This is a genomic window from Actinomadura rifamycini DSM 43936, assembly GCF_000425065.1.
Lineage (GTDB): Bacteria > Actinomycetota > Actinomycetes > Streptosporangiales > Streptosporangiaceae > Spirillospora > Spirillospora rifamycini.
On record NZ_AULB01000003.1, the window covers coordinates 522,470 to 542,046 of the forward strand.

Annotated in this window: 15 protein-coding genes; 7 read left to right on the forward strand and 8 right to left on the reverse strand. The window is 74.8% G+C overall.

Going from position 1 to position 19,577, the window contains the following annotated elements; translation table 11 throughout:
- Nucleotides 1-313 precede the first annotated feature (313 nt).
- Nucleotides 314-2,044, forward strand: a complete 1,731-nt coding sequence (locus H505_RS0102265) for a serine/threonine-protein kinase (RefSeq protein ID WP_026400667.1) — start codon at nucleotides 314-316, stop codon at nucleotides 2,042-2,044.
- Between the two features lie 69 nt (nucleotides 2,045-2,113).
- Nucleotides 2,114-5,044 (forward strand): ABC transporter substrate-binding protein, encoded by a 2,931-nt coding sequence (locus tag H505_RS47220; RefSeq protein ID WP_051300046.1) that lies wholly within the window; start codon nucleotides 2,114-2,116, stop codon nucleotides 5,042-5,044.
- Between the two features lie 30 nt (nucleotides 5,045-5,074).
- Here the strand turns inward: H505_RS47220 and H505_RS39410 are convergent, their stop codons facing one another.
- Together H505_RS39410 and H505_RS0102280 are read right to left on the reverse strand one after the other, a co-directional pair.
- Nucleotides 5,075-6,361, reverse strand: a complete 1,287-nt coding sequence (locus H505_RS39410) for a sensor histidine kinase (RefSeq protein WP_034516165.1) — start codon at nucleotides 6,359-6,361, stop codon at nucleotides 5,075-5,077.
- Nucleotides 6,358-7,011, reverse strand: coding sequence for a response regulator transcription factor (locus tag H505_RS0102280; RefSeq protein ID WP_026400668.1), 654 nt, complete (start codon nucleotides 7,009-7,011; stop codon nucleotides 6,358-6,360). The genes H505_RS39410 and H505_RS0102280 overlap by 4 nt, the downstream gene beginning before the upstream one ends.
- Before the next feature lie 195 nt (nucleotides 7,012-7,206).
- On the opposite strand from H505_RS0102280, the gene H505_RS50490 reads away from it, so the two are divergent.
- Nucleotides 7,207-7,383 (forward strand): hypothetical protein, encoded by a 177-nt coding sequence (locus H505_RS50490; protein WP_158079106.1) that lies wholly within the window; start codon nucleotides 7,207-7,209, stop codon nucleotides 7,381-7,383.
- Between the two features lie 132 nt (nucleotides 7,384-7,515).
- Here the strand turns inward: H505_RS50490 and H505_RS0102290 are convergent, their stop codons facing one another.
- The 3 genes from H505_RS0102290 to H505_RS39420 form a co-directional block, all read right to left on the reverse strand.
- Nucleotides 7,516-8,328 carry an inositol monophosphatase family protein gene (locus tag H505_RS0102290; RefSeq protein ID WP_026400669.1) on the reverse strand — a complete coding sequence of 271 codons (813 nt, stop codon included), beginning with the start codon at nucleotides 8,326-8,328 and terminating at the stop codon, nucleotides 7,516-7,518.
- Complete coding sequence (locus H505_RS39415; protein WP_034516168.1) at nucleotides 8,325-9,239, reverse strand: ferrochelatase; 915 nt, start codon at nucleotides 9,237-9,239, stop codon at nucleotides 8,325-8,327. Before H505_RS39415 ends, H505_RS0102290 begins: the two co-directional genes overlap by 4 nt.
- Before the next feature lie 111 nt (nucleotides 9,240-9,350).
- Nucleotides 9,351-10,556, reverse strand: a complete 1,206-nt coding sequence (locus H505_RS39420) for a lytic transglycosylase domain-containing protein (protein ID WP_084549738.1) — start codon at nucleotides 10,554-10,556, stop codon at nucleotides 9,351-9,353.
- A 278-nt stretch (nucleotides 10,557-10,834) separates the two neighbouring features.
- Here H505_RS39420 and H505_RS0102305 point away from each other — a divergent pair, with 278 nt between their 5' ends.
- Nucleotides 10,835-12,145, forward strand: a complete 1,311-nt coding sequence (locus tag H505_RS0102305; protein ID WP_026400670.1) for a D-arabinono-1,4-lactone oxidase — start codon at nucleotides 10,835-10,837, stop codon at nucleotides 12,143-12,145.
- Between the two features lie 56 nt (nucleotides 12,146-12,201).
- Here the strand turns inward: H505_RS0102305 and H505_RS0102310 are convergent, their stop codons facing one another.
- Nucleotides 12,202-13,242, reverse strand: a complete 1,041-nt coding sequence (locus H505_RS0102310) for a hypothetical protein (protein WP_026400671.1) — start codon at nucleotides 13,240-13,242, stop codon at nucleotides 12,202-12,204.
- 439 nt (nucleotides 13,243-13,681) lie between these two features.
- Here H505_RS0102310 and sepH point away from each other — a divergent pair, with 439 nt between their 5' ends.
- Nucleotides 13,682-15,433, forward strand: coding sequence for a septation protein SepH (sepH, locus tag H505_RS0102315; RefSeq protein ID WP_026400672.1), 1,752 nt, complete (start codon nucleotides 13,682-13,684; stop codon nucleotides 15,431-15,433).
- Between the two features lie 54 nt (nucleotides 15,434-15,487).
- Here the strand turns inward: sepH and H505_RS39425 are convergent, their stop codons facing one another.
- A complete protein-coding gene (locus H505_RS39425) occupies nucleotides 15,488-16,870 on the reverse strand; it encodes a PH domain-containing protein (protein WP_064743444.1) in 1,383 nt (460 codons plus the stop codon).
- Nucleotides 16,871-16,986: 116 nt separating this feature from the next.
- Nucleotides 16,987-17,547 carry a PH domain-containing protein gene (locus H505_RS0102325; protein WP_034516174.1) on the reverse strand — a complete coding sequence of 187 codons (561 nt, stop codon included), beginning with the start codon at nucleotides 17,545-17,547 and terminating at the stop codon, nucleotides 16,987-16,989.
- Between the two features lie 218 nt (nucleotides 17,548-17,765).
- Here H505_RS0102325 and H505_RS39430 point away from each other — a divergent pair, with 218 nt between their 5' ends.
- Complete coding sequence (locus H505_RS39430) at nucleotides 17,766-18,770, forward strand: daunorubicin resistance protein DrrA family ABC transporter ATP-binding protein (protein WP_034516176.1); 1,005 nt, start codon at nucleotides 17,766-17,768, stop codon at nucleotides 18,768-18,770.
- Entirely contained in the window at nucleotides 18,767-19,576 is an 810-nt protein-coding gene (locus tag H505_RS0102335) for an ABC transporter permease (RefSeq protein ID WP_026400674.1), read from the forward strand. Before H505_RS39430 ends, H505_RS0102335 begins: the two co-directional genes overlap by 4 nt.
- Nucleotide 19,577 lies beyond the last annotated feature (1 nt).

Consider the following 19,577-nt stretch of genomic DNA (forward strand, 5'->3'; position numbering starts at 1 on the left):
GGCACGGCGAGCACTGCGTTTCCGTACCGGACGACGACCATCGGGGTTCCCGCGGCGGCGGGGATCATACCGGTCCCCGGAGCCGGGCGCGCACCGACCGGCCGCGGCGCGCCGCCCCGTCCGCGGCGGACGGCCCGGACACTGAACCGGACGGGCCGGTGAAACGTCTGAACTAACGCGATATGGTGCCCGCTCGGAGAGCTGGGGGCGGACCCCCGCGCAGGGGCGTCCGGCACACGGCCGGGAGGTGACCTCGCGGCCGGGTCCGGCGCACAATATCGCGGAACGACACCGCGGGTCACGGGAGGGTCAGATGCCGGATGCCGCTCCGCTGGAGCCAGGCGATCCCCGGGCACTGGGACAGTACGAGGTCATCGGGCGGCTCGGCGCCGGTGGGCAGGGCGCGGTCTTCCTGGGGAGGGCGCCGGGGAGCGGCGAGTACGTCGCGGTGAAGCTGCTGCACGCGCAGACGGCGAACGACCCGTCCGCGCGTGCCCGGTTCGTCCGCGAGGTGTCGGCCGCCCAGCGGGTGGAGCCGTTCTGCACCGCGCGCGTGCTCGAGGCCGACGTCCACGGCGACCAGCCCTACGTGGTCAGCGAGTTCATCGACGGCCCGTCCCTGCACGACGTCGTCGCGCACGAGGGCCCGCGCAACGCCGCCGACCTGGAGCGGCTCGCCATCGGTACCGCGACGGCGCTCGCCGCCATCCACGAGGCGGAGATCGTCCACCGCGACTTCAAGCCCAACAACGTCATGCTGGCGGCCGACGGCCCGCGCGTCGTCGACTTCGGCATCGCCCGGACGGTCAACTCGCAGGAGAGCGCCGTCACCGCGACCGGCATGGTCGTCGGCACCCCCGGCTACCTGGCGCCCGAGCAGCTGACCGGCGGCGCCCTCACCCCCGCGGTCGACATCTTCGCGTGGGGCGCGACGATGGTGTTCGCCGCGACCGGGCAGTCGCCGTTCGAGGCGGACACCCTCCCGGTGATCATCAACCGGATCCTGAACGAGGACCCGGACCTGTCGGCGCTGCCCCCCGGTCCGGTCCGCGATCTCGTGGGCCGCTGCCTGAACAAGGACGCCGGCCTGCGCCCGTCCGCCCCGCAGCTGCTGCTCAACCTGCTCGGGCACGTCGGCGCGGCCCCCGGGACGGGCGAGGCGAACCTGCTCGACCAGGGCACCCGGATCGCCGCGCAGCTCCCGGCGCCGCCGCCGGTCCCGCCGGCGCGGCAGCCGCAGCAGCAGATCACTCCCCCGCCGATGCCCATGCACCAGGCCGGGATGCCGGGCGCGCACGGCGCGCAGGGGCCGTCGACGCCCCCGGCGCAGCCGATCACGCCGCCGCCCATGCCGATGTACCAGAACGCGGGGATGCCGCCCGGGCCGCCGCAGCCGCAGCCGGGGATGCAGCCGCCGCCCCGGCCGCCGGGACCGCCCGGCCCGCCGCACGGCCACGGCGCCGTCCCGCCGGGGCAGCAGTACGGCCGGCAGAAGTCGAACGCGGGGCCGATCATCGCGATCGGCTGCGGCGCCCTCGCGGTCATCCTGATCCTGGTGATCGTGTTCGTCGTGGTCGCCGCGAACTCCGACGACGACGACTACGACCCGCCGACCACCCTGCCGACGTCGCGGACGGAGGAGCCGTACACGCCGTCGAGCGAACCGTCGAACGAGCCGTCGACCCGGTCCTCGCCGGGCTCCCGCGAGGGGCTCGTCGGGGTGTGGAAGGGCAACGGGAGGCAGCCCGCGGCGCCCGCGGACGGCCGCAACTTCACGGTGCAGTTCGCGCTGATCTACTCCAGCGGCACCGCCAAGTACACCTACGGCTCCTCGCACCCGACCTGCTACACCCGGCTCGAGCTGCTGAGCGAGTCCGGCACCAAGGTCGAGTACCGGGAGAGCCCGATGGCCGGGCAGGAGAAGGAGGACTGCGCCCCCGGATACGTCACCTTCAACCTCACCGGCGACCGGTCGGCGCGGTGGGAGTGGCGCCAGGAGCGCTCGGCGGCGAGCCCGTCCGCGTACGGCACCGTCTCCAAGTGATGATCGTCCGAATGATGATCGCGTAAAGTCGCGAGAAGGACGTCGCCCTCCTCCCCCGAAGGACTCCACATGCCCGAGGCCGCGCCCCTCCGACCGGGCGATCCGGAGCACCTGGGTCCGTACCGGCTGACCGGGCTGCTCGGGGAGGGCGGGCAGGGCGCCGTCTTCCTCGGCGAGGACGAGGAGGGCGGCGCGGTCGCCGTCAAGCTGCTGCACGCCCGGTTCAGCGGCGACCCGAAGGCGCGCTCCCGGTTCGCCGCCGAGGTCGCGGTGGCCAAGCGGGTCTCGCCGTTCTGCACCGCGCGCGTCCTGGACTCCGACGTCGAGGGCGACCGGCCCTACATCGTCAGCGAGTTCATCGACGGCCCGTCGCTGTCGATGGTGCTCGCCGAGGACGGCCCGCGCCGCGGCGCCGACCTGGACCGGCTCGCGATCGGCACGATGACGGCGCTGGCCGCCATCCACCAGGCCGGGGTGGTGCACCGCGACTTCAAGCCCGGCAACGTGCTGCTCGCCCCGGACGGCCCCCGCGTCATCGACTTCGGGATCGCGCGGGCGCTGGACGCCACCGGGACGATGTCGAGCGTCGCGGTCGGCACCCCCGCCTACATGTCGCCCGAGCAGATCTCCGGCAACCAGGTGGGGCCCGCCGCCGACGTCTGGTCGTGGGGCGCGACGATGGCGTACGCGGCGAACGGGCGCCCCGCCTTCGGGCAGGACTCCATCCCCGCGGTGATGAACCGCATCCTGAACCTCCCGCCGGACCTCGGCGGCCTCCAGGAGCCGCTGCGCGGGCTCGTCCTGGCGTGCCTGGCCAAGAACCCGGCGCTGCGGCCCGCGTCCCAGCAGGTCCTGGCGCACCTGCTGACCCTCGCCGGGAGCCTGCGCCGCCCGGGGTCCGCCCCGGCGGCCGGGGACGCGGAGATGCTCACCAGGGGCGCCGAGACGGCCGCCGCGGAGTCGGCGCCGCGGCTGCGGTCGGGGCCGACGCCGCCGCCCGGGTCGCCCGTCCACCCCGGCGCGTCCACACCACCGCCAGGGTCGCCCGTCCACCCGGGCGCGTCGACGCCGCCGCCGGGGTCGTCCGCCCATCCGGGCGCGTCGACGCCGCCGCCCGGGTCGTCCGCCCACCCGGGGGCCGTGCCCGGTGCGCTGCCCGCGCTGCCCGCGCCGGGTCCGGCCCCGCAGCCGCCCGCCGTCCCGGGACGGCCGGGCGCCGCGCCCGGCTGGCCCGGCGCGCACCCGCTCCCGGCGGGCCCGACGGCCGGACGGCCGGGACCGGGCGGCACGTGGCCGGGCCGGGCCGCCCCCGCCGGGCAGGGCGGCGACCCCACCGAGCCGGTCCGGGGAGGCCGCGGACGGTCCCGGATGCGCGTGCTCGCGGGCGCCGGCGGCGCCGCGTTCGTCGCGCTGGTGCTCGTCGGCACCGTGGTCCTCGTGCGGATGGGCGGCGACGGGGAGGAGACCGGTCCGCCGACCGGGCGGACGGGCGGCACCCTGGCGATGTCGGCGCCCGCCCTGCTCGGCTCCGGCCGCGGGATCGACCCCTCGCACAGCTACGGCGGCACCGAGCGGTTCCTCGGCAAGCAGCTCTACACCGGCCTGACCGCCGTCGGTACCGACGGCCGCGTCCGCAACATGCTCGCCACCGAGATCCGGCCCGAGGAGAGCTGCCGGGAGTGGCACATCGTGCTGCGCGACGGGACGACGTTCAGCGACGGGCAGCCGGTGGACGGGCAGGCGTTCGCCCGCGGCTGGGCGCGCGCCGCGGCCACCGAGGAGGGCGCGGGCCCCTACCTGATGGCCGACATCGAGGGGTTCGACGCCGTGGCGAGCGGCGACGCGGACGCGTTCTCCGGGGTCAAGACGACGCCGAACGGCCTGTCGCTCCGGCTCACCTCGCCGAACTGCGACTTCCCCGCGCGGCTCGCCGACCCCGTCTTCGCGCCCCTGCCGGCGTCCGCCGGCGAGCCCGACAACGAGGCGTTCAACCGGCGCCCGATCGGCAACGGGCCGTTCCTGCTGGAGAGCTACACCCCCGGCAAGGAGGTCGTGCTCGCCCGCAACGAGACGTGGGCGTTCGGCGAGACCAAGCTGGACCGCGTCGAGGTCCGGCTGGCGCCCGACTCCGCCCTGTCGCGCGGGCTGTTCCAGTCGGACGAGATCGGCTGGGGCCACCTGGCCGGCATGACCGACTTCGGCTCCGTCGCCGACGACCCCGCCTTCACCACGCGGCCCGTCCCGTACGTCCGGATGCTGGTGCCGATCACGGCGCGCGGGCCGATGAAGTCGCGGGAGGCGCGGCTCGCGGTGTCGTACGCGCTGGACCGCGCCGCGCTCGCCCGGCTGACCGGCGGGGGCGACGTCCCGGCGCGCGGCCTGGTGCCGCAGGCCCTCCCCGGGTTCGGGCGGCCCGGCGTGTGCGCGTCCTGCGACGCGGCGGACATCACGCGGGCGAAGGCGCTCGCCGCGGAGGCCGACCTCGGCTCGGACACGACCGTCCGGCTGTCGTACCGGACCACGGGCGACGAGCAGAAGCTCGCCGAGGCGATCAGGCGGCGGCTGGAGCAGGTGCTCGGCTGGAAGATCGAGATGAAGGCCACGCCCGTCACCGAGTACGCCGAGTACCGCGACGGCCTGGTCGGCGACGACGCGTCCGGGCTGGCCCTGTTCTCCTGGGGCCCGGACTACGCGAGCCCCTACACGATGCTGTGGCCGCTGCTCGGCGGGACGCTCGTGGCGACCGACGACAACGACTACAACAACCTGTCCGGCTGGAAGAGCGGCCGGTTCGACGAGGTCATGGGGCAGGCGGTCCGCACGGCCTCCGGGCAGGAGCGCACCGGCCTGTACAAGCAGGCGGAGAAGACGGCGCTGGACGACATGGCCCTCGTCCCGCTGATCAACGAGGGCGCCGCCGCGCTGGTCGACGACCGGTACGTCAACCTCGAGATGGACTACGACGGCGACCCGACGCTGGCGACCGCCGCCCTGGAGTGACCCGGCGGGCGGCGGTCCGCGCGGCGGCCGTCAGCCCGGGGGCAGGCGGACGGTGACGATCAGCCCGCCACCGGGGCGGGGCGCGGCGTACACGGCGCCGCGGTGCGCCAGCACGACCGACCGGACGATCGACAGGCCGAGGCCCGCGCCCTTCGCCGACTCGACGCGGTCGGCGTTCAGCCGCCGGAACGGCTCGAACAGCCGCTCCACCTCGTACGCGGGCACCACCGGGCCGGTGTTCTCGACCTGGACGGTGGCGTAGCCGTCCAGCAGCCCGGTGCGGATCCACAGCTCGCCGCCGTCCGCGTTGTGCTTGATCGCGTTCTCCACCAGGTTCGACACCAGGTGCTCCAGCAGGACCGGATCGCCCGACGCGGTGCCGGACGTCAGCTCCGGGTGCACCGCGACGTCGTTGTCGTGCTCGCGGCGCCCCGAGTGCTCCAGGACCGTCGACGCCACGTCCGCGAGGTCCACCGGCGCGCGGGTGGTCAGCTCCCGCTCGCTGCGGGCCAGCAGCAGCAGGCCCTCGATCAGCCGCTCGTGCCGCGCGTTGGTCGCCAGCAGCGTCCGCCCGACGGCGCGCAGGTCGTCCGACGCCTCCGGGTCGCCGAGCGCGACCTCCAGCAGCGTCCGGTTGATCGCGAGGGGCGTGCGCAGCTCGTGCGACGCGTTCGCGACGAACCGGCGCTGCGAGTCGAACGCCTCCCCGAGCCGCTCCAGCATCGCGTCGAAGGTGTCGGCGAGCTCCTTGATCTCGTCCTCGGGGCCCTCCAGCGCGATCCGCTCGTGCAGGGTGCTCTCCGACAGCCGCCGCGCCGTCGCGGTCACCCGCTGCAGCGGGCTGAGCGCCCGGTCGGCGACGAACCAGCCGAGGACCAGCGTGATGATCCCGACTCCGGCGAGCGCCACCAGCGACCGCCCGACGAGCTGCTTCATCGTCTGCTCGACGAACTGGCGCTGCAGCGCCGCCGCCTCCTCCTGCGAGATGCCGAGCCCGATCACCTGGACGTTGCTGAGGATGTTCGCCATCAGGATCGAGACCACGAACAGCAGCAGCGCCCCGGCCATAAAGAACAGCAGCCCGTACAGCAGGGTGAGCCGCAGCCGGACGCTCATCCGGCTCGGCAGCGCCTGGACGGCCGAGGCCCCGTCGCCGTCGGCGCGCCACACGCCCTTGGGGCCGGGCGGGGGCGGGACCTGCTGCGGCCCCGGACGCCGCCAGGGGCCGGTGCGGCGCACCGGCGAGGGCTGCGTGTCCGTCGCGCCGGCCGCGGTCGCGCCGGGGCGGTCCCCGGCGTCTCCCTCGGGCGCCGTCACAGCCGGTACCCCACGCCCGGCACCGTCTCGATGACCGGCGGGTCGCCGAGCTTCTTGCGGAGCGTCATCATCGTGACCCGCACGACGTTCGTGAACGGGTCGATGTGCTCGTCCCACGCCTTCTCCAGGAGCTGCTCGGAGCTGACGACGGCGCCGTCCGCGCTCAGCAGCACCTCCAGGACCGCGAACTCCTTGCGCGTCAGGTCGACCTGCCGGCCGTCCCGCGCGACCTCCCGCCGGCCCGGGTCCAGGCGGACGCCCGACCGCTCCAGCACGGGCGGCAGCGGCGCCGCCGCGCGGCGGCCCAGCGCCCGCACCCGCGCGATCAGCTCCGCGAACGCGAACGGCTTCGCCAGGTAGTCGTCGGCGCCGATCTGCAGGCCCTCCACGCGGTCGTCCAGCTCGCCCGCCGCGGTCAGCATGATGATCCGCGCGGGGTACCGCTGGGCGACGAGCTGCTTGCAGACGTCGTCGCCGTGGACCTTCGGCAGGTCGCGGTCCAGGACGATCACGTCGTAGTCGTTCACGCCCGTCCGCTCCAGCGCCCCGGCGCCGTCGTAGGCCACGTCCACCGCCAGCGCGTCCCTGCGCAGGCCGGTGGCGATCGCGTCGGCGAGCACCCGCTCGTCCTCGACGACTAGAACACGCACTCGTTCCCCCTCCGGTCGGACGGGCCCTGCCGCCCCGCGTTACAGATATGCCATGCGCGCCGTAAGACCCCCGTAAGCAGGCGTTCAAGAGGCCGCCGGGTCCCGTACGCAAGAATCCGCGAAAATTGCATCGGCGAACAGGTTTGCTTCAAGCGTACGTGTGGGTAGGGATGGGCAGGATCCGGGAGGAGGCTCATGGGCGAGTTGACGCGCACTATCCAGCAGCGGCTCGACGACGCGTACGCGTCGCTGCGCAGCGCCCACGCAGATGGGGACACCTACCTGGCGGACATCCGCCGGGAGGAGATCAGCGAACTGCGCCGGATCGCAGCGAACCACGACATCGGGATCGAACCACCCCGCTGCGACTGATTCCCTGCGACTGGTTCGCCGGGGACTCCCCCGGAGGCCATCACTGATCGAAACCCCCGCCGCACGGCCCGGGACCCCACGGTCCCGGGCTCTTCACGTTCCGGGGGCCGACCCCCGCGCGCCGGAGGCCGTTCAGTCGCGGGCGGGGTCCAGGGGCGCCAGGAGGCCGTCGTGGAGGGCTTTGAAGACGTCCGGGGCGGCGGCCAGCGTGAACTCCGGGCCCGGGGGCGTGCCGTGCATGCCCTCGACCCGGCCGCCCGCCTCCTCGACGATCAGCGCGCCCGCGGCGATGTCCCACGCCTGGACGCCGCGCTCGTAGTAGGCGTCCACCCGGCCCGCGGCGAGGGAGCACAGGTCGACGCAGCAGGATCCGCCGCGGCGGATGTCGCGGACGTGCGGCAGGATCCCCGTGAGCATCTCGGCCTGGCGGGCGCGGCGGGCGGCCGAGTACCCGAACCCGGTCGCGACGAGCGCGCGGCCGAGGGGGACGCCGGTGTTCACGCGCAGCTCGCGGGTGCCCGAGGCGGTGTGCAGGAGCGCGCCGCCGCCGCGCACGGCCGTGTACGTCTCGCCGCGGCGCGGCATCTCGACGGCCCCCGCGACGGCCCGTCCGTCCACCTCGGCGGCGATGCTGACGGCCCAGTCCGGCAGGTCGTACAGGTAGTTCACGGTGCCGTCGATCGGGTCGATCACCCAGCGGACGCCGCTGCCGCCGGCCCGGGTGCCGCCCTCCTCGCCGAGGAAGGCGTCGTCCGGGCGGGCCTCCCGGATCCGCTCGATGATGAGCTGCTCGGCGGCGCGGTCCATCTGCGTGACGACGTCGGTCGGGCTCGACTTGGTCTGCACGACGTCCGGCCCGTCGGCGGGGCGCTTGTCGACGAGCATCCGGCCGGCCTCGCGGGCGGTCGCGAGGGCCAGGTCCAGCAGTTCCTCGGGCAGGCTCATGCGTTCTCCCGTTCGGTGAGCAGCTCGCGGGCCAGCGCGGCGAAGCGGCGGTCGCCGCCGGGCGTGGCGGCCCGCGCGAACGCCATGCCGAGTTCGGCGGCGCGGTCGGCGGCCTCCACGTCGAGGTCGAACTTGACCTCCATGTGGTCGGAGACGAACCCGATCGGGACGGCCGCGACCGCGCGGACGCCCGCGCCGTGCAGGGCGTCCAGGTGGTCGGTGATCTGCGGCTCCAGCCACGGCTGGGACGGGGGGCCGCTGCGGCTCTGGTAGACGAGGTCCCACGGCCTGCCGGGCGCGGCCGCCGCGGCGACGCGGCGCGCGGCCTCCTCGAGCTCGGCGACGTACGCCTCGCGGTTCGGCTGCGCGAGGGGCACGCTGTGCGCGGTGAAGACGAGGCGCGCGTCGTCCGGGAGCTCGCTCAGGGCGCTGATCGCGGCGTCCGTGAACGGGCCGAGGAAGCCGGGGCGGTCCCAGTAGACCGGGAGCTTGTCGATCTCAGGGGCGCCCGGGACCTCCGCCCGCGCGCGCGCGATGTCTTCGAGGTACTGGTCGTTGGTGGAGTAGCCGCTGTAGGCGGACGTGACGAACGCCGCGGCGCGCCGGATCCCGTCGTTCTTCATCTGGCGGACGGTGTCGGCCAGGTACGGGGTCCAGTGGCGGTTGCCCCAGTAGACCGGGATGTCGACGCCGTGGGCCGCGAGGTCGGCCTCGATCGCGGCCTTCAGCTCGCGGCAGAGCCGGTTGATCGGGCTGACCCCGCCGAAGAGGTAGTAGTGCTCCCCCACCTCCTTCAGGCGCTCGCGCGGGATGTTGCGCCCGCGGGTCACGTTCTCGAGGAACGGGAGCACGTCGTCGGGCCCTTCCGGCCCGCCGAAGGAGATCAGCAGCAAAGCGTCGTACGACGTCATGCCTCCATCCAACCAGCCGCCTTCCGGTGGCCGGTTCCGGCGGGGCCACGTGTCGCCAAAGCCACACGGGCCGCCCGGAGGGGATGTCCGGGCCCGATCGTCCGGGCGGGCTCAGGAGTAGGCGTCCGCGTACGCCTTGGCGAGGTTGAGCACCTTCTGCACGTACCAGTCGGCGTGGTTGTAGTGCCAGACGGCCCGGTAGAGCTGCTGCCCGCCCTGCCCGGCGCCGTTCGCGCACAGGTACTTCGCGGCGCCCGGGATGGCGTCGTAGGGGTTCATGATGTCGGCCTTGCCGTCGCCGTCGCCGTCCACCCCGTACGCCTTCCAGGTGGCGGGCATGAACTGCATGGGTCCGAGCGCCCCGGCGCTGGACGGGCCGACGTTGCGCCCGTGGCTGCTCTCGACCTGCCCGATCGCGGCGAGGACCGTCCAGGACAGGCCGGGGCACGTCGTCGCGGCCCGCTTGTACAGGTCGAGGTAGTCGGTCGCCCGGCCGCTGCCCGGCGCCCGGTGCTGGCTCGCGTGCAGGTTCACGACCTCCACGCCGCCGCCGAGGATCTGCTTCACCGCCTTGACGGTGGTCGCCGGGTCCACGCCGGGGGCGTTGACGAGGACCGCGACGTTCGGGACCAGGCCCATGTCCACGCCGGCCTTCTCGCTGACGAGCATGTTGACGCCGGGGAGCCCGAGCTCGCCCGATCCGCCCATCACGAGGTTCGGCATCGTCCGGCCGACCACCGGGTACCGGGTGCCGCGGGCGAGCCGGAGCTCCTCGGCGACGTCCGGGGTGGTGACGAACTCGTCCGCGGCCAGCGCCGCCCACAGGGCCGTGTTCTTGGCGGTGCCGGGCGGCGTCCACGAGCGGAACGCCGACGGGTCGACGGCCAGCGCGTTCACCGCCCGGTTCTGCAGCTGGATCGCGCCGCCCGCGACCGCCGTGACCTCGCCGACCCGCTTCAGCTTCGCCAGCCGCTTGATCTTCGCCTGCGGGATCGTGGCGGTGCCGACCGCGAGGACGTCCGGCGGCACCACGCGGCGCAGCGGCGCGACGTCGCCGCCGTCGGCCACGGTCACCGGCTTGCCGCGGGCCGCGCTCGGCGGGACGACCGTGCGCCCGCCGCCGTCGCCGTCCGGCCGCTCGGAGCCGCTCTCGGCCGCCGTCATGGCCGCGTACACACCGCCGGACGTGGTGCCGACCGCGAGGACCGCGATCCCCGCGATGATCAGGGGAAGGCCGCGGAGCGCCCGTCCGGGGGGCCGGGCCCCGGCGCGGTCCCGCTTCTTCTTCTCCGGCCTGCGCTTCGGCGGGCGTGTCACGGATGGAGGAGCCACAACATTTCCCAACGAGCGTCACTAGCGGTCGGTTACACGTCTGCGCACTTCTTGCCCGGACATACCCCGGTCAAGGGGGTGACGTCGCGGAATGTTCACCGCGAGGCCCCGGATCCCGGTGCGGGACCGCGCCCGCGGTTACCGGATAGTACGGTATCGCCCCTTCCGTCCCAGCGAGGGTCCTCCCGGGACGCCCGGACGGCCGGCGGACGATCAGTAAACGTGAACTTTCCTCACGATCGATTGCCGAGTAGAGTCGCCGCATGTCACCCGTGAGCAACCAAACGTGGCGGAACTGGGCCGGAAACCAGCAGGTCCGCCCGCACCGCGTCACGACGCCGCGGACGGCCGACGAGGTCGCCGCGGCCGTCCGCGCGGCGGCCGACGAGGGCCGCACGGTCCGGATGACCGGGACCGGACACTCCTTCACCGGCGCGGCCGTCGCCGAGGGCGTGCTGCTGCGCCCGTCCGCCCTCACCGCGGTCCGGTCCGTCGACACCGCGACCGGGCTCGTGACCGTCGAGGCGGGCCTCCCGCTGCACCGGCTGAACCGGCTGCTGGACGACCACGGGCTCGCCCTCGCCAACATGGGCGACATCCAGGAGCAGACCGTGGCCGGCGCGATCCAGACCGCCACGCACGGCACCGGCCGCGACGCCGCCGGGCTCGTCTCCCAGATCGCCGCGCTGGAGCTGGTGCTCGCCGACGGGACGACCGTGACGTGCTCGCGGGACGAGCGCCCCGACCTGTTCGACGCCGCCCGCGCGGGCCTCGGCGCCCTCGGGATCGTCACCGCCGTCACGTGGCGGACCGTCCCCGCGTTCCGGCTGCGTGCGCGGGAGGAGCCGATGGAGTGGGACGAGGTCCTCGCGCGGATCGACGAGTTCGACGAGGCCAACGAGCACTTCGAGTTCTACTGGTTCCCGCACACCGACGGCTGCCTCACCAAGCGGAACAACCGGGTCGAGGGCCCCGCCGAGCCGCTGTCGAGGTTCCGGTACTGGCTGGACGACCGGTTCCTGTCCAACACCGTCTTCGGGGCCGTCAACCGGCTCACGCACGCCGTGCCCGCGGCGACCCCGTTCGTCAACGGCATCTCCGCCAAGGCCCTGGGCGCCCGCACGTACACCGACACGTCCTACAAGGTCTTCACGAGCCCGCGCACCGTCCGCTTCAAGGAGCAGGAGTACGCGATCCCGCGCGAGGAGATCGTCCCGGCGCTGCGGGAGATCCGCGCCCAGTTCGCCCGGCGGGACTGGCGGGTCAGCTTCCCGATCGAGGTGCGGCTGCTCCCGCCCGAGGACGCCTGGCTGTCGATGGCGCACGCCCGCCGCACCGCGTTCATCGCCGTCCACGTGTTCAACCGCGACGCCCACGAGGACTACTTCCGCGGCGTCGAGGACGTCCTCACCGCGATCGGCGGCCGCCCGCACTGGGGCAAGCTGCACACCCGCGACGCCGCGTACCTGGAGAAGGCGTACCCCCGGTTCGCGGACTTCCGCGCGCTGCGCGACGAACTCGACCCCGACCGCCGCTTCGCCAACCCCTACACCCGGCGGGTCTTCGGCGACTGAGCCGGTTCCCGGCGACCGCGCCGGAACCGGCCCCGCGCCGATCCCCGGCGCCCGCGTCAGTTCCCGGTGTCCGCGTCCGTCCCGTTCTGCTGCTCCTGGCCGCCGCCGGACGGCGGGGACGCGGTGGGCGTGTCGGGGGTTTCGGGCGCCGTCGTCGGGGGCGGTCCGGTCGGCTCGTCCGTCGTCCCGCCGGTGGGCGCGTCGCCGGACGGTCCGGGCGTCGCGCCGCCCGTGGAGTCCGTCCCGGTCTCGCCGCCGGACTCGCCGGTGCCGCCGGTCGGCGCCTCCTCCGCCGGGCTCTCGGCGGGGGCCTCGGCGGGCGCGGTGCCCCCACCGGTCGGCGCGTCCGTCGGGGTCTCCTCGACCCGGCCGCCCGACCCGTCGCCGTCGCCGCCGAGGACGTGCGTGACGGTGAGGCCGCCGCCGCTGCCGCCGCCGATCGGTCCGCCGGTGGTCGCCTCGTAGACCGTGATCCCGCCGAGCACCACCGCGAACACCGCGGCGGACGACGCCGCGAGCTTCACCCAGTTCTGCTTCGCCCACGCGAGCGTCTCGTCCAGGGCCGAGCGCCGGGCGACCCGCCGCCGGGCGTCCTCGCCCGCCTCCGCGGCGAGCGCGCCGGCGACCGTGCGGGACGGGTCGACCCGCGTCGCCCCCGGGTCGCCGTGCGGGCCGTCGAGCCGGGTGGCGTTCGGGTCGCCGTGCGGGCCGTCGAGGAGGCCGGCGCCCGCGTCCAGCCGCGTCGCGTTCGGGTCCCCGCCGGGCGGCCGGACCATCGTGCGGGCCGGGTCCGCGCCCGCGGGCCAGACCGCGGTCCGGGTCGGGTCGGCGCTCGTCGCTTCCTCCGCCGCGTCCTCGGCCGTCTCCCGGCGGCGCGCGGCGCCGTGCACGTGGGACATGTCCCGGATCTGGTCGCGCCCCTGGTCCAGGTAGTGCTTGCAGACGGCGGCGCCCGCCGTCGAGATCACGCTCATCAGCGCGGTGCCGATGACCGTCCCGTACACCCCCAGGAAGGACGCGCCGATCGCGGCGACGGCCGTCGCGACCCCGCTCGCGATCACCTGCGTCGTGCTCAGATCGGGAAGCTTGCGGCGCATTACCCCGATTCACCCCCGTTGAATCCCCCAAAGTCTCCGGAATCGAAACTAACCGGACGATCACGGTGTTCCGAACCGCAACGTGACGCTCGCTACGCGAACCGGGTGGAGACGGGCGTTCGGGTGCGGCACAGTGGGGAAAAGGTTCCTCAAGTTTCAGACAGAGGGCCTTCGGCCGGACCCGGGCACCGGCAAGCTTGGTCAGGCGCCTCCTTCCTCGACGTGGAGGGGGCTTCGAGAGCGGCGATGTTCGGACATGCCGGGTACGGTGCTGGCAGCAGGTGTGTCCGGAAGAGAGACTCGGGAACCCGGGGGAAGGGCACGCATGCGCCCTCGGCGGGCAACGGACGGCCGGGCGGTGCGGGAGCGGTGACGCGCTCGCATCCGGCTCGCGGTCCGGCGCCCTCCGTGCCGTCAGGACAGGGCAGGAAGGACACGCATGCAGGAGCTGCGCCTCGTCGCGGTCAGCGAGGACGGTACGTACCTCGTCCTGGCCACCGCGGGCCGAGGCACCCGGTTCACCCTGCCCGTCGACGACCGGCTCCGCGCCGCGGTCCGTGGGCACTTCTCCCGCCTCGGCCAGTTCGAGATCGAAGTGGAGAGTCCCTTGCGTCCCAAGGAGATCCAGGCCCGCATCAGGTCCGGCGAGACCGCGGAGGAGATCGCCGAGTCCGCGGGCATCCCCGTGGAGCGGGTCCGCTGGTTCGAGGGCCCGGTCCTGCAGGAACGCGAGTACATGGCGCAGCAGGCGCAGCGCGTCACCGTCCGGCGGCCCGGCGAGTCCACGCCCGGCCCGCCGCTCGGCGAGACCGTCGAGGAGCGCCTCGGCCGCGGCGGCGTCGACCTCGAGGACGTCGAGTGGGACGCCTGGAAGTGCGACGACGGCACCTGGCGCGTCCGCCTCTCCTTCTTCGACAACGGCCGCCCGCACGCCGCCGAGTGGGCGTTCGACCCGCGCCGCCGGAACGTCTCCCCGCTGGACGAGATCGCCGCGCGGCTCAGCGCCGGCGACTGGGACGACGATGACGACCTCTCCGACACCGTCACCCCGCTGGTCCCCCGCCGCCCCGCGATGAAGGTCGTCACCGACGGCCGCGACGTGGGCCGCGAGATCCGCGAGGTGGGCCCGCGCGACTTCGGGCGCGGCCTGCCCGCCGACCCCGAGCCGCCGCTCGAGCGCGCGTCCGAGCCGCCGCTGCGCGCCGCCGAGCCCCGCGAGTACATCGTCGAGCGCGGCCGCATCGTCGACCCGCGCCCCGCGTTCCCGGGCGGCCGCGACCCCGGGCGCCCCCGCGAGGCCGCCGCCGGCCGCGAGCCCATCCGCCCGTTCGACGACGCCGAGCCCGAGGCGCCGTCCGCCGGGACGCGCCCCGAGGCCCGCCCCAGCGAGGCGCCGTGGCGCCGCGCGCCCGAGCCGTCCCTGGAGGAGCTCGGGGGCATCGAGGGCATCGAGGGCCTCACGGCCCCGGCGGAGGCCGCGAAGCCGGCGGACGCCCCGGCCGCCGAGGACGAGCCGGCGGCCGACGAGACGCCGCGGGAGCGCGCCGGCGAGGACGAGAAGACCCCCGAACCCGCCGCCGAGGCCGCCGAGACGGACGAGGACGCGCGCCCTGACACCGCCCACGAGGCGGCCGAGGCCGACGCCGACGAGCCTGCCGCGGAGCGGGACGACGCCGAAGCCGACGCCGACGCCCGTCCGGCCGGCGAGCCGGACGAGCCGGACGAGCCGGAGACGCACGCGGACACCGCGGACGAGACGCCCGCGGACGAGCCCGCGGCCGAGGCCGCGGCCGAGCCCGCCGCCGCGGCCGAGGAGCCCGCCGACGAGCCCGCTCCCGCCCGCCCGGAACCCCGCGACGAGCCCGCCGCCCGCGAGCCCGCCGCGCGCGAGCAGGCGCCCGCCGAACCGGCGGCGGCCCGCGAGCAGGCGTCCCGCGAGAAGGCCAAGCCCGCGCCGCCGCGCGCGCCGCGCCGCGAGCCCGCCCGTCCGGCCCCGAAGAAGAAGCCCGCGACGCGCCCGACCATGCCCGCCGCGCAGGACAAGCCCGTCACCGGGCCCCCGGCGGCGGCCGCCGCGGACGCCTCACCGGCGACGCAGCGACCGGCGCGCGCGCGGCGCAAGTCCAAGGGCAAGCGGGCCTCCGTGCCGTCCTGGGACGAGATCATGTTCGGCGCCCGGCGTCCCGAGTGACCCCCGCCCCGCGACCGGGCCACGGCGCGGACGCCCGCCCCGCGGGCGGGGCGGTCACTTCTCCAGGAAGGGGCGGACCCAGTCGGGCGTGATCTCGGCGGCGAACGCGACCGCGTCCTCCTCGGACATGTCGATCGCCGGGTAGCCGCCGTCGCCCGCGCCCACCGCGACGTCCAGGGTCGCCAGGCCCAGCCGCCGCTGGAACAGCGTCCGCCGGAACCGCCAGCCGACGATCGCGCCGTGCTCCACCACCACCTGGCGCCGCTTCAGCGATCCCGACCGGACGCTCAGCCGCTCGCCGTCGGTGACGTGCCCGAGCTGCCGGTACCGGTCGAGCCCCAACGGCACCGCGAGGAGCGCCAGGACCGCGCACGCCGCCGCGATCCACGGGCGTCCCGCCGCCACCGCCAGCACCCCGACGGCCCCCGGCGGCGCGACCGCCCGCACCACCCGGCGTCCGCGCGCGGCCCGCGGATGGCGGCGCAGCGGGCCGGGCACCGCGCCCACCACCCGCGCGGCCAGCTCCTCCGCGACCGGACGGGGCGCGGCGGGCAGCAGCCGGCCCCGGTGCGCCGCGTCGCCGAGCCCGGTGACGAGCGCGCCGAGCCGCCGGACGCCGCCGAGCCGCTCCAGCGGGTTGTCGGCCAGCTCCACCCCGCGCAGCCTGCGGCGCTCCAGCGTCACGCTGCGCCGCGTGGCCAGCCCGCGCTCCGCGACGATCGAGCCGTTCCGCTCCGCGACGGTGAAATCCCAGTTGAACAGGCTGAACGCGATCACCGACATGACCGGCAGCGCGAACAGCGCCAGCACCGCGAGCGCCACCACGGCCGCCGCCGGCAGCCCCACCACCTCGTGCCCGACGGTCTCGACGCGCTCCCGGGTGATCAGCCCCAGGTCGTCGCCGAGGTTGTAGAGCGTCCCGAGGAGGCTGCCCGCCAGCGCGAACGGCGTCAGCAGGTACGCGCCGCTGAGCGGGGCGTACACGAACCAGCGGCGCCGCATCCGGGCCAGGACGCGGCGCGGCGGCGCCCCGCCCCCCGCCGGCTCGTCGGCCGCCCGGTCCAGCAGCACCCGCCGCAGCCGCTCGGCCTCCCGCCGGGAGACGGCGTTCAGCGTCCCCTCCCCGCCCTCCGAGCCGGCGTCGACATGGACGACCGCGAGGCCCAGCGTCCGGTGCGGCAGCGACGTGCTGACGTCCACGCCCCGGATGCGGTCGCGCGGGATGCTCTTCACCGACCGGCCGATCAGCGTGCGGCGCAGCTCGATGCGGTCGTCGCGGACCGCGTACGTGAACGTCGCCCAGCCCGCCACGTGGAACACCAGGCCGATCCCGAGGCCCGCGAGGGTGAAGTAGAACGCCGTGGACAGCCCGCCCACCACCAGGCCCGTCGCCCCGGCCGCCAGCAGCGCGATCAGCTCCCGGACGGCCCCGACCACGAACGTCAGCGGATGCAGCCGCCGGACCCCCGTCTCGCCGGACGCCGATGAGTCCGGGACGTCCGGCGAGTCGGAGACATGTGGGGTTTCCGCTTCGTCAGGTGTTCCGCGCGGCGTCACGTGGCGTCGTCGCGGAGGTCGTGGGCCCGGTGGGCCAGGTCGTCCGCCAGCCGGGTCGCGACGCCCGCCGGCAGGCCGGAAACCTCGGACGAACCCGTGTGGGAGGCGGTGTTGATCTCGATGGTGGCCAGGCCGAGCAGCCGCTCGATCCAGCCCTGCTCGGTGTCGACGGTCTGGATGCGGCTCACCGGCACCAGCAGCCACTCGCGGCTGAACCAGCCCGTGCGGGTGTACACGACGTCGGCGCTGACCTCCCAGCGGTGCACGCGGTAGCGCCAGACGGGCGCGACCGTCACCATCAGCAGCCCGGCGGCGCCCACGCCCCAGGGCAGGACGCCGACGCGGTCGGACAGCCAGCCGGGAAGCCACTCGGCCTGCGCGTCGCCGAGCCAGGCCGCCACGCCGAGCGACAGGCCGAATCCCAGCCCCCACAGCAGCAGGTACTCGATCGCCCAGTGGGCGATCGCGCGCCGGGACACGCGGTGCGCGGGCGCCCGCAACCGCGGCGGGTGCGGCCTCCCGCCGTCCCCGTGCAGGTCGCGCCGCACCGACGTCACACCGCGAGTGTAAGGGCCCCGGCGCGTCCGGGCGCGGGTGCGCCGGGGCGATCAGCGCCGTGTCAGCGTTCTGTCAGACCCGGATGCGAAGGTGAAGGGACGCCGAGCGCAGGCGGCGGGGCGGCGAAAACCGAATGCTTCCGGCTCGGGGCAGGTCGTAGGTTGGCGTGTCCGCGCGCGGGGCACAGTCCGGCACACCACTTTTCCTAGGAGACCTCATGTCCTACGCGATCCAGGCCGAGGGCCTGGTGAAGCGGTTCGGCGACACGCAGGCGCTGGCGGGCGTCTCGCTCACCGCCCAGACCGGAACGGTGCTGGGCGTGCTGGGGCCCAACGGCGCCGGCAAGACCACCACCACGCGGATCCTCGCCACGCTGATCGAACCCACCGAGGGCAGCGCCCGGGTCGGCGGCTTCGACGTCGTCCGGGAGGCGCACAAGGTCCGCCAGCTCATCGGGCTGACCGGCCAGTACGCCGGGGTCGACGAGATGCTCACCGGCACCGAGAACCTCGTGCTGATCGCCCGGCTGCTCGGGATGTCGCGGCGCGACTCCAAGGCCCGCGCGGCGGAACTGCTCGACCGCTTCCAGCTCACCGACGCCGCCGAGCGGGCCGCGAAGACCTACTCGGGCGGGATGCGCCGCCGGCTCGACCTGGCCGCGAGCCTCGTCGGACGGCCGCAGATCCTGTTCCTGGACGAGCCGACCACCGGCCTCGACCCGCGCAGCCGGAACGGCCTGTGGGACATCGTCCGCGGCCTGACCGACGACGGCGTCACCGTGCTGCTCACCACGCAGTACCTGGAGGAGGCCGACCAGCTCGCCGACGACATCATCGTGATCGACCGCGGCACGGTGATCGCGCACGGCACGTCCGACATGCTGAAGGCGCAGGTCGGCGGGCAGGTGCTCGAGGTCCGCCCGATCAAGGAGAGCGACGCCGACGCGGTCGCGCGGATCGTGGGCGAGCTGGCCGAGACCGCCCCCGAGTTCAAGGACGGCCTGGTGGCCGCGCCGATCACCGACCCGGGCCTGATGCCCGCCGTGGTCCGCCGCCTCGACGAGGAGGGCGTCACCGTCGGCGAGATGTCGCTGCGCAAGTCGAGCCTGGACGAGGTGTTCTTCGCCCTCACCGGCCACCACACCGACGACGCCGAAGCCGAGGCGCAGGACGCGGCGGGCGACGCCGGCCGGGCCGCGGAGAAGGAAGGGATTTCCCGATGAGCACCGCGACCGCTCCCCCGCCGAACCTGTCGAAGCGGGTCTCGCCCGGCACCGGCGCCCGCAACGTCGCCACGCTGGCGTGGCGGAACCTGGTGCAGATCAAGCACAACCCGATGGAGCTGCTGGACCTGTCCATCCAGCCCATCATGTTCGTGCTGCTGTTCGCCTACGTGTTCGGCCCCGCGATGGCCGGCAGCGTCGAGGCGTACCTGCCGGTGGTCATCCCCGGCATCATCGCGCAGAACGCCCTGTTCGCCGGGATGAGCACCGGGTTCGGGCTCAACACCGACATCACCAAGGGCGTCTTCGACCGCTTCCGGAGCCTGCCGATCTCGCGCCTCTCCCCGCTCGCGGGGCGGATCATCGCCGACACCGCCAAGCAGGCGTGGTCGATGGCGATCCTGCTGCTGGTCGGCTTCGCGATCGGGTTCCGGCTCGAGACGGGCGTCCTCGCGCTGCTCACCGCGTTCTTCCTCCTGCTGGCGTTCGCGGTGCTCTTCTCGTGGATCTCGGTCTTCATCGCGATGATGGTGAACGAGCCGGAGAAGGTGCAGATCTTCGGATTCGTGGTGATCTTCCCGCTGAGCTTCCTGAGCACCGCGTTCATCCCGACGACCGAGGGCATCCCCGGCCCGCTCGCGTTCTTCATGCGCAACAGCCCGGTGACGCAGCTCGTCGAGGCGATGCGCGGCCTGCTCGTCGGCGGCCCCGTCATGGACCACGCGCTGATCGCGCTGGCCTGGGGCGTCGGGTTCTCGCTGGTCTTCGCCCCCCTCTCCCTCCGCGCCTTCAAGAAGCGGGCCTGAG

Coding starts and splice junctions, on each gene's coding strand:
- H505_RS0102265 (WP_026400667.1), top strand. CDS start 314: ATGCCGGATGCCGCTCCGCTGGAGCCAGGCGATCCCCGGGCACTGGGA.
- H505_RS47220 (WP_051300046.1), top strand. CDS start 2,114: ATGCCCGAGGCCGCGCCCCTCCGACCGGGCGATCCGGAGCACCTGGGT.
- H505_RS50490 (WP_158079106.1), top strand. CDS start 7,207: ATGGGCGAGTTGACGCGCACTATCCAGCAGCGGCTCGACGACGCGTAC.
- H505_RS0102290 (WP_026400669.1), bottom strand. CDS start 8,328: ATGAGCCTGCCCGAGGAACTGCTGGACCTGGCCCTCGCGACCGCCCGC.
- H505_RS39415 (WP_034516168.1), bottom strand. CDS start 9,239: ATGACGTCGTACGACGCTTTGCTGCTGATCTCCTTCGGCGGGCCGGAA.
- H505_RS0102305 (WP_026400670.1), top strand. CDS start 10,835: ATGTCACCCGTGAGCAACCAAACGTGGCGGAACTGGGCCGGAAACCAG.
- H505_RS0102310 (WP_026400671.1), bottom strand. CDS start 13,242: ATGCGCCGCAAGCTTCCCGATCTGAGCACGACGCAGGTGATCGCGAGC.
- sepH (WP_026400672.1), top strand. CDS start 13,682: ATGCAGGAGCTGCGCCTCGTCGCGGTCAGCGAGGACGGTACGTACCTC.
- H505_RS39430 (WP_034516176.1), top strand. CDS start 17,766: ATGTCCTACGCGATCCAGGCCGAGGGCCTGGTGAAGCGGTTCGGCGAC.
- H505_RS0102335 (WP_026400674.1), top strand. CDS start 18,767: ATGAGCACCGCGACCGCTCCCCCGCCGAACCTGTCGAAGCGGGTCTCG.